Source organism: uncultured Oscillibacter sp. (assembly GCF_910587525.1).
Classification (GTDB): Bacteria; Bacillota; Clostridia; order Oscillospirales; family Oscillospiraceae; genus Oscillibacter.
The window spans coordinates 1-4,230 of sequence record NZ_CAJULS010000166.1 but is presented as its reverse complement, the minus strand read 5'-3'; the positions used below and the strand labels follow the sequence as shown (position 1 = coordinate 4,230).

General features: G+C 59.3%; 5 protein-coding genes. 4 read left to right on the top strand and 1 reads right to left on the bottom strand.

The annotated features are described in order from the left end of the window. The coding region (locus tag QZ326_RS11620) for an aspartate-semialdehyde dehydrogenase (RefSeq protein WP_295745363.1) at nt 1–614 on the bottom strand (614 nt) is incomplete at its 3' end. Between the two features lie 177 nt (nt 615–791). Between QZ326_RS11620 and QZ326_RS11615 the strand changes: the two genes are divergently transcribed. The 4 genes from QZ326_RS11615 to QZ326_RS11600 all read left to right on the top strand — a co-directional run. Then, nucleotides 792–2,465, top strand: coding sequence for a SpoIID/LytB domain-containing protein (locus tag QZ326_RS11615; protein ID WP_295745359.1), 1,674 nt, complete (start codon nt 792–794; stop codon nt 2,463–2,465). 14 nt (nt 2,466–2,479) lie between these two features. Further along, on the top strand, nt 2,480–3,505 hold the full coding sequence (queA, locus tag QZ326_RS11610) for a tRNA preQ1(34) S-adenosylmethionine ribosyltransferase-isomerase QueA (protein WP_295745356.1): 1,026 nt from the start codon (nt 2,480–2,482) through the stop codon (nt 3,503–3,505). A gap of 14 nt (nt 3,506–3,519) precedes the next feature. After that, the gene (locus QZ326_RS11605) at nt 3,520–3,771 is read left to right on the top strand and encodes a TfoX/Sxy family DNA transformation protein (RefSeq protein WP_295745353.1); all 252 of its coding nucleotides are present in this window, start codon (nt 3,520–3,522) and stop codon (nt 3,769–3,771) included. Nucleotides 3,772–3,793: 22 nt separating this feature from the next. Beyond that, nucleotides 3,794–4,230: tRNA guanosine(34) transglycosylase Tgt (locus QZ326_RS11600; protein WP_295745350.1), on the top strand; the 437-nt coding region annotated here is incomplete at its 3' end.

Below are 4,230 nucleotides of genomic sequence, written 5' to 3'. Positions count from 1 at the left end.
GGGATGCAGTTGTCCACCATCTCCGGCCAGCGCTCAAAGGTCTTGCCAGCGCCGGAGATGGCCTGATAGGTGCAGACCAGAGCCCGGTCAATACCGTATTTCAGCAGGGGATGCAGTGCGGGAACGTAACTTTGAAGGGAGCAGTTTGATTTCACGGCAATAAAGCCCCGCTCGGTGCCCAACCGCTTGCGTTGCGCTTCAATTACCGCCAAATGCTCCGCGTTGAGCTCCGGCACCACCATGGGCACGTCGTCCGTCCAGCGGTGGGCGGAGTTGTTGGAGACGATGGGGCACTCCAGCTTGGCGTACCGTTCCTCCAGCGCCCGGATATCCTCTTTCTTCATATCCACGGCGCAAAAGCAGAAATCCACCTGCTGCGCCAGCTTCTCTGCGTCGGATTCCGCGTCTAGAATCACCAGGGCTTTGGCATTTTCGGGAATGGGCGAGGCTATAGCCCAGCGCCCCCCCACAGCCTCGCCGTAGGTCTTTCCTGCACTGCGGGCGCTGGCGGCCACGGCGGTCAGCTGAAACCATGGATGATTTTCCATCAGTGTGACGAAGCGCTGGCCCACCATACCAGTACAGCCGATGATGCCCACTTTGTACTGTTTCATTATATACTCCTCCTGCTGTGTTTGTTCCGGCGTCTTTTTTTGTTGCTTCCGGCGCCATTTTGTACTATAATATTCATTATTCTAAAAAAGCCAGCCCTGTACTCCTAAGACGGACATTTGTATGTATAGTAGCATACTTTTTCGATTTCGTCAAGGTCAGGGCCATGGGGAGGTTCCATGAAAAAACTGTTTTTGACGGCCCTGTTCGTTGTGACTTTTTTCTCACTGTCCGCTGTATCCGCCTCTGCGGTGGTGAACGAAAGAGTCAAGGTGGGGTTATGGTACGGCTCCAATGCCCTGTTTTCCGCCAACCTGGAAAACAGCCTGGGAGAGGGGTTTGAATTTGGCTACTTTGACGAGGACCGGGAGTTTTACGCCTTGGGCTGGACTGGGGAGACTCAGATCTCCATGACTGCCGCCGGTGATATTTATATGAACGGCAGCGGCGCTTATTCCCCGGACATCCCCTCCGGTGGATACCGTTTTTTAGGCGGCTGGCATGTGGAGGTCGGCGGTTTTCGGAACTTTGAGGAGGCCGCCGACGCCGCCGGGGAGTACGGCGGCTATCCTGCCTGGATCTCCGGCGAGTTTGTGGTGCGGATCGGCAGCTACCCGTCCCGGGGCGAGGCGGAGAATGATGTGAACCGCTACGGCGGGGACGGCGCGGTCCAGTCCGCCTCCACCGGCGTGATCGTAACGGTGACAAAAACAGACGAGATCCTCTTTGAGTTCGACTGTGGCGGTGCCCGGAATCTGGGAATACAGCCCGAGGGCTGGCGAGGGGAGACCTCCACCTGGTTTAAGGGCTACAAATACGCCGGGGCCTTCGAGTATGCCCGGGTCACCGGCGGGAACATCAACGTGATGAACGTGGTGAATGTAGAGGACTATGTCAAGGGCGTCATTCCCTACGAAATGAACGGCGGCTGGCCCCTGGCGGCCTTAGAGGCCCAGGCGGTCTGCGCCCGCACCTTCGTCTACGGAAACAGCAAGCACACATCCCTGTACGGCTTTGATGTCTGCGGTAGCGCCGACTGCCAGGTTTACCACGGACTTGGCAGCGGCGGCTCGGGACCCAGCGATCAGAGTGACGAGGCCGTAGACAACACGGCGGGGGAGTGCCTCTACTACCGAGGGGAACTGGTGAAGGACGCGGTGTACCACTCCTCTAACGGCGGCGCCACTGAGGACTCCGCCAACGTCTTCGGCGGGGACCCCGGATACCTCAGGGGCAAGCCAGATCCCAACGAGGCCCAGATCACCATCCCCAATTACAGCTACTCCGTCACATACAGCGCCGACGAGCTCACTTGGATTCTGGAGCAAAAGGGCTATTCCATCGGTACGGTCCAGGAGGTGTACATATCGGAGTACACCCCCCTGGGCAACGTGAAAAAGGTGACCTTTAAGGGCAGCCGGGGCTCTACCACGGTCAGTGGTGATACCTGCCGCACCGTTTTTTACAGCAGCACCTACAACAAATCCGTCCGCAGCATGCGCTTTGACATCAACGGCAGCAGCGCCGGTGTCGGCGGCGTCATCTATGCCAGCGGCGGGACACTGTCCTCCCTCAGCGGGGCCTCCGTGATCTCTGGAAGCGGGACCACCGGTACTCTGGAGGGCAATTCCGCCTCGGTCATCTCCTCCGCCGGAATCTCCACTGTCAGCGGGGGTGGGGGAACCGTCTCCCGGCCCAGTTCCGGCTCCTCCAATGGCAGCTTTACCGTCACTGGCACCGGAAACGGCCACAACGTAGGTATGAGTCAGTATGGTGCCCGGGCCATGGCGGAGCAGGGAATGGATTACCGGGATATTCTGGAATTTTACTACACAGACATCACCATCCGGTGAGGAACGGACACGATATGAAGACCAGTGATTTTTACTACGACCTTCCTCAGGAGCTCATCGCCCAGACGCCCATCCCGCAGCGGGACGCCTCCCGGCTGATGACCTTGGACCGAGCTACCGGGAAGACGGAACACCGCCATTTCTATGAGCTGCCGGACTTCCTGCACCCCGGTGACTGCCTGATTCTAAACGATTCCCGGGTTCTGCCGGCCCGGCTCCTGGGGCAGCGTCTGCCTGGCGGCGGCGCCTGTGAGGTACTGTTGCTGACGGACAGGGGGGAGGGCACTTGGGAGTGCCTGGTGCGCCCTGGCCGGAAGATGCGCCCCGGAGCCATGCTGTCTTTTGGAAACGGCGAGCTGACAGCGGAAGTGACCGGAGAGATCGAAGGCGGCAACCGCCTGGTTCACTTCACTTACCAGGGAATTTTTCTGGAGGTCCTGGAGCGGTTGGGCAAGATGCCCCTGCCGCCCTATATTAAGGCGGAGCTCCAGGACCGGGAGCGGTATCAAACTGTCTACTCCCGGCACAATGGCAGTGCGGCAGCCCCCACAGCGGGCCTGCACTTCACACCAGAGCTGTTGGCGGCCATTGCGGCCAAGGGTGTGGAGATCGGGTATGTAACCCTTCATGTGGGGTTGGGCACTTTTCAACCTGTAAAGGAAGAAGACATTACAGATCATACTATGCACAGCGAGTACTGCATCCTCTCCCAGGAGACGGCGGCTCTCATTAACCGGACCAGAGCCGCCGGGGGGAGGTGCGTGTGCGTTGGCACCACCTCATGCCGGACGCTGGAGTCCTGGGCGGGAGAGGACGGGCGCATGGAGGCCCGAAGCGGTTGGACGGATATCTACATCTACCCCGGCTACCGCTTCAAGGTGACGGACGCCCTGGTGACCAACTTCCACCTGCCGGAGAGCACCCTCATCATGCTGGTGTCTGCCTTTGCCGGACAGGAGCACGTTCTGGCGGCCTATCAGGAGGCTGTCCGGGAGAAGTACCGCTTTTTCTCCTTCGGCGACGCGATGTTTTTATATTGAGAAAGGTGGTTTCAATGGAATTGACTGATCTGCCCAACATTGGTCCAAAGCTGGCGGAGAATCTGCGCCGGGTGGGCGTCGACACGCCGGAACGCTTTCAGGAGCTGGGGACTCAGGAGACTTTTCTCCGTATCCGGGCCCAGGTGGATCCAACGGCTTGTTTTCACCAGCTGACAGCCCTGGCCGGTGCGGCGGCGGGCATTCCCAAGAAAGCGCTGCCCCAGGAGGATAAAATGGCGCTGCGGGCCTTTTTCGACAGCCTTTGATATGATTAAGGAGTAACTGTCTATGTTCAGAGTTCTCAAAACCGACGGCCGCGCACGGCGCGGCGAATTTTCCTGCGCTCATGGCGGCCTGGTCCAGACGCCGGTCTTCATGAACGTGGGGACCCAGGCGGCCATCAAGGGCGGCGTTTCCGCTTTCGACCTGAGGGAGGTGGGCTGCCAGATTGAGCTCAGCAATACGTATCACCTGCATCTGCGGCCCGGCGATCATCTGGTGCGCAAAATGGGCGGACTGCACAGATTCATGAACTGGAACGGCCCCATCCTGACGGACTCCGGCGGGTTTCAGGTGTTCTCTCTGGCCAGTCTCCGGAAGATCAGGGAGGAGGGAGTGTACTTCTCCTCCCACATCGACGGCCGGAAAATCTTCATGGGGCCAGAGGAGTCCATGCGCATCCAGTCCAACCTGGGCAGCGACATCGCCATGGCCTTTGACGAGTG

Coding starts and splice junctions, on each gene's coding strand:
- QZ326_RS11605 (WP_295745353.1), top strand. CDS start 3,520: ATGGAATTGACTGATCTGCCCAACATTGGTCCAAAGCTGGCGGAGAAT.
- QZ326_RS11615 (WP_295745359.1), top strand. CDS start 792: ATGAAAAAACTGTTTTTGACGGCCCTGTTCGTTGTGACTTTTTTCTCA.
- queA (WP_295745356.1), top strand. CDS start 2,480: ATGAAGACCAGTGATTTTTACTACGACCTTCCTCAGGAGCTCATCGCC.